Origin of the sequence: Shewanella sp. POL2, from assembly GCF_000282755.1 — a bacterium.
Lineage (GTDB): Bacteria > Pseudomonadota > Gammaproteobacteria > Enterobacterales > Shewanellaceae > Shewanella > Shewanella xiamenensis.
This window is the reverse complement of sequence record NZ_AKZL01000153.1, coordinates 1-4542: the sequence shown is the minus strand read 5'-3', so window position 1 is coordinate 4542 and position 4542 is coordinate 1. Positions and strand designations below refer to the sequence as shown.

4 protein-coding genes are annotated in these 4542 nt (G+C 43.2%); 2 read left to right on the top strand and 2 right to left on the bottom strand.

Annotated elements, in window-relative coordinates:
- Together SHEWPOL2_RS21425 and SHEWPOL2_RS21420 are read left to right on the top strand one after the other, a co-directional pair.
- Positions 1-1584 (top strand): hypothetical protein (locus SHEWPOL2_RS21425; RefSeq protein ID WP_037431538.1); only part of this gene is annotated, 1584 nt, incomplete at its 5' end.
- A 14-nt stretch (positions 1585-1598) separates the two neighbouring features.
- Entirely contained in the window at positions 1599-3452 is a 1854-nt protein-coding gene (locus tag SHEWPOL2_RS21420) for a DEAD/DEAH box helicase family protein (RefSeq protein WP_037431536.1), read from the top strand.
- Between the two features lie 41 nt (positions 3453-3493).
- On the opposite strand, the gene SHEWPOL2_RS23070 is transcribed toward SHEWPOL2_RS21420, so the two are convergent.
- Positions 3494-3655 (bottom strand): hypothetical protein, encoded by a 162-nt coding sequence (locus SHEWPOL2_RS23070; RefSeq protein WP_011622488.1) that lies wholly within the window; start codon positions 3653-3655, stop codon positions 3494-3496.
- Between the two features lie 11 nt (positions 3656-3666).
- Positions 3667-4383, bottom strand: coding sequence for a zeta toxin family protein (locus tag SHEWPOL2_RS21415; RefSeq protein ID WP_037431534.1), 717 nt, complete (start codon positions 4381-4383; stop codon positions 3667-3669).
- Positions 4384-4542 lie beyond the last annotated feature (159 nt).

The following is a 4542-nucleotide window of genomic DNA, read 5'->3' as shown; positions in this document are numbered from 1 at the left end:
GGGTCCAATGTCGCAGCGGTTCGCTATAGCAAAATCTTTGATTACCTAGAGCTAGAGAATGACAGCTGTAACGTGGTATTTATTTCTGCAACGCCGTTTGGTGCGCTGTATGGTGCAGAAACCGAATATCAAGAAGCACTCGAAGCCAAAACAGAAGCAGAATCAAACCAAGACCTAGAGCTTTTAGAAGAAGCTAATGATATTGCAGCAAAAGCGCTCAAGGATTCGATTTTAAGACGCGACTTTAATACTCGCCTGGTTTTTCATAAAACAAGTGATGAGTACTACGGCGTTCGCGAAATGTTACGTAATGACAAAGTAAAAGCACTCATCGATGATAATCGCAATTTTCTGTTCCCGTCCGCTGAACGCGATGCATTTATCAATCAATTTAAACAGCATGAAGGTATGGGTTGGTCGCTAGTTAGGGTTCCTGCTGGCTTAGCTATGGAAGCCAAGCAATTTCTTAAAACCCAAGGTATTGATGAAAACTCAATCTACATTATTGGTAATTCATTGAGTGGTGTGCCTGAAGATGAACACTGCTCAATTGAACGCTTTAAAAAAGAATTTGATGACGCATTATTGTTCGAAGATAAGCTAATTGCAATTACCGTCGCCAGTGCACGCGCGGGCATCAACTTCGGTGCAATGATGAAAAACAATCTCATCTCAACATGGGATAGCACAGTTGCGAGTGTTGCGGCTGTTGTTCAAGCAAACATTGGACGAGCGTGCGGTTATCACGGCAATAACGAGTCCACTCACTATACAAACTTAAATGCCACTGAAGCTTACGGTGCAATCCTCAATCATCTAGAACAAACTTGTTCAGACCAGGCAGCATCAGATTTCGAAGGGCTCAAAGAGTTTTTCGATGACATCTGCCAGGAATATCAAGTTAATGGCTTAGATGTGGGACTCACAATAAAATACAAACGCCGTCGACCTATCGGGGACGTAGAGACTTACAAAACTGATAGTTATGTTGCTGTGCCAGCCAAACTTCTCGACGAAGATGCCAATTTTAGGCAATACACTCAAGACAAGCATTTTCTGCAAGCGATAGAAATTATTCGCAAAGAATTTACCGCTAAGGGCGCACCTTGTGTAAAAGGTAGCAGAGCCATGCGTGGCGCAGGAAAAAATTGGATTAAAGCACACTGGGTTAACGGGGATAGTTTTGATAATCCAGAAAAAGCGCGGGCAGACGGTACACAGAAAGAAAAAACATTTATGTATACCCAAATGCTTGATGATGGCGAAGAACTCGAGTTTAACCGCGTTGTAGCGCCAGGTTCTGGAGAACTATCAGAGAACAAACTCATCACTGCAGCCATATTTAGTGTTTACAACATTTCTCGTCGTGATGTGGCAAAAAAAATCATGTCACAAGAAGATGTTTATCAGATGTGCGATCACTTTGGCATCGAAAGAGATGACACCATGATGGTGCTCTATAAGCGCGGTGAATACGATATTGACCGCTCATTAGCCAAAAAACAACACAATGAACTGCCAGAGAAAACCGGACAACTAAGCGACGAATCCCACTTTTCTGATAAAACACAGGCAGTCTACTGAGTGATTCTCTGACTATGAATATTGCAGAACAACATCGGCAGCACGTACAACGAGCGATTGAAACAACCTATGAGCATCAACGAATTGCGGCTAAGAAGACTTTTGACAAGTTTTCGGCAGGCGCTCGAGCTGTCGTCGTTGCCGCAGAAATGCAATCAGGAAAGTCAGGTATCGCTCTTGTACTTGCTGGATTACAACGCCTTGCCCTGTCAGATGAAGCAATCTGCGATAGAAAACGTCTAAAGGATACCTTGTACTTAGTTACCATGGCTGATGTGGCATTACAGGAACAAGCCAAAAGAGACTTAGCTCCGACACCTAACATCGTTATAAGTAACTTTGCCAATTTCGAATCCGCTTTAGTAACCGACTTTAAACACCAGGCTCCCAAACTCATTATCATTGATGAATGCCACTATGGCAGCCACATTGAGGCTATTAGATACAGTCGGGTATTTGACTACATCGAAAAAGAAAACACGGAATGTTGTATTGTTTTTATCTCAGCAACACCATTCAGTGCGCTCTATTCTGCTGGCGCCGATTCAATCCTAAGACATAATTTCCACACTAAGCTGGTGTTCCATAAAACGGGCAGTGACTACCATGGAATCCGCGAAATGCATCGACACAACCAACTTATCAAGTTAAGTGAAGATCAACGGGATTTTTGTGATGATTCGTTATTACAAAAGCGTTTCATTCGTCAATTTATGGAACACGAAGGGCCAGGTTGGTCACTCATCAGAGTCCCATCCAGTCAAGCTAAGACTGCCAAACAAGTGCTGATGGCTCATGGTATTGCCGAAGAGCAAATCTACATTATCGGCCAAAAGCTTGTCGGAGTCGCTGAGCACGAACTTTGCAGTATTGATGACTTCAAGTCGGAATATGAAACAGCAGCAATGTTCGACGACAAACTGATTGCAATCACTGTGGCGGGCTTTCGCGCTGGTGTGAACTTTGGCCAAAATATGAAAGAAAGCTTGATCAACACCTGGGATAGCACAGTCGCGAATATTGCAGCCGTTGTTCAAGCTAACGTCGGCAGAGCATGTGGTTATCATCAAAATACCCAAGCCAAACACTTTACCAACCTAGATGCAGTGAGAGCTTATTCAGATCTGCTCGATCATCTTGAAGCCAAAGATGATTCTGAAGACTTTGAAGGTTTACACCAACTCTTTGAAGATATCTGCGACAAGTATCAGGTGAGAGGATTCGATCGCGGCACAATGATCGCACCGGAACCACAAGTTCAACTCACTAAAAAACTTGATGATTCCGCGACCTATCTAACTAAGGGATATATCGCCGTGCCCGCCAAGCTCTCCTGTATAGACGCTGATTTTAGTGCCTATACGTCTGATCCTGAGGTGCTTGAAGCCATTCAGCTCATCCGCGGTGAATTTTTAGCAGAAGGAACACCCTACCCGAAAAGTGGTCGAGCCATGAAAGGCGACGACAAAAACTGGATTAAAGCGCAATGGGTCAATGGTGTCACTTATGACGACTACACGCCAAGTTGTGCTAAATCAAGAGCAATTGATTTCACTGCTAAATTGAACGATGGCATTGAGGTGGAATTCAACCAAGTGGTAAATCCTGGCGGTGGAGAAATAACGGCAGATAAACGCGTAATGGCAACTATCTTTAGCACTTACAATTTATCACGCAAAAAAGATGCTTTTAAACGTGCAATGGATGCCGATGACATGACAGAAATTTGCCAAGTTCTCGGCTGCGAATATGACAATACTCTCATTCTACTTTATCAACGGGGCGAATTTTCTCAGTCACTCACCGACCAAAAACGGCAAGATCCAATCCAAATTTCAAAAATTCGCAGTGACAGTATCTTTAAATAACAAAGCCGCTATAAAAAGCGGCTTATCGTCATAGAACATGCTTAGTAGCAATCAGCTTTGCTTGCCTTAGCGATCATCTCTTTCTGTTCTTGAATGGTCTCTTTCACAATCTTGTCAAAGAACTTCTTTTTCTCTCTAGATGATGCATTACGCACAAAATCAGAGAAAGCTGTTGATTTAACTCTTTCACGCTTAGATAGCATCACTTCCTCCCTTATGTAACTGGATTTAGGCCAACGATGGCTTCTAAGGACTGGCGATTGTACTTTTTGCGCAATAACGCGTCAATGTCAGTCACATTAAAGTGGGGGTTATCGTTGTCACCGTCAATGTTTTTTTCGATGAACGTAATATTAATTTTGTCTTTAAAATGGCGTTTAAGTTCACTTACCACGCGTTGTGATTCCAGAAACTGCTCAACAAACACTGCTTCAGGTACTCGCCTGCCTTCAACTTTCTCCCGCGCTTTCACCAGTTTCCATGCTTGTTCAGGTTCCTGATAAACAAAGATAATAAGCACGTAACGCGACCGTTTTAAAGAGCGTTCAATGTTGTCTTTTGCCTTGTCAAAGCTAGAGAGTGTTGAGTCCAAAATGAAACTTACATTGCGCTTTAATGCGCGGTCATGAATAGCCTCAACTAACAGTGTAGCGGGACGTTGAAACAGAGGCGAATTCAAGCCGTTATAATCTTCAAACTCTTTTCTCAGTTCATCATTCTCAATATGAACTAAGCCTAAGCCATGATCGTTATCAAATGCGCGAATCATCGCGCGAGCCGTCTCTGTTTTACCCGCACCTGGGGAGCCAGCCATAAACACTGAAACAGGCAGATCTTCCAAGGGAAAAGCATCAACAAGCTTTGATGCTACTTCCTTTTTCATCTTTTTGGCTTCTTTAATCGCCTTTTCAGTGATCTCTTGCTCCGTCATGGCTACTCAACACTTTTAGTGATCTTAAGCACTGGCGTCAAACACTCCTGAATAGACAAGCCACCATGATTGTAATAATCACCCGCAACAAAACTTGAAATACCGGGTGCCATTGCAATTGATACGCTCGGGTTCCAGTACCAAGGCACACAGGGGATA

Coding starts and splice junctions, on each gene's coding strand:
- SHEWPOL2_RS21420 (WP_037431536.1), top strand. CDS start 1,599: ATGAATATTGCAGAACAACATCGGCAGCACGTACAACGAGCGATTGAA.
- SHEWPOL2_RS23070 (WP_011622488.1), bottom strand. CDS start 3,655: ATGCTATCTAAGCGTGAAAGAGTTAAATCAACAGCTTTCTCTGATTTT.
- SHEWPOL2_RS21415 (WP_037431534.1), bottom strand. CDS start 4,383: ATGACGGAGCAAGAGATCACTGAAAAGGCGATTAAAGAAGCCAAAAAG.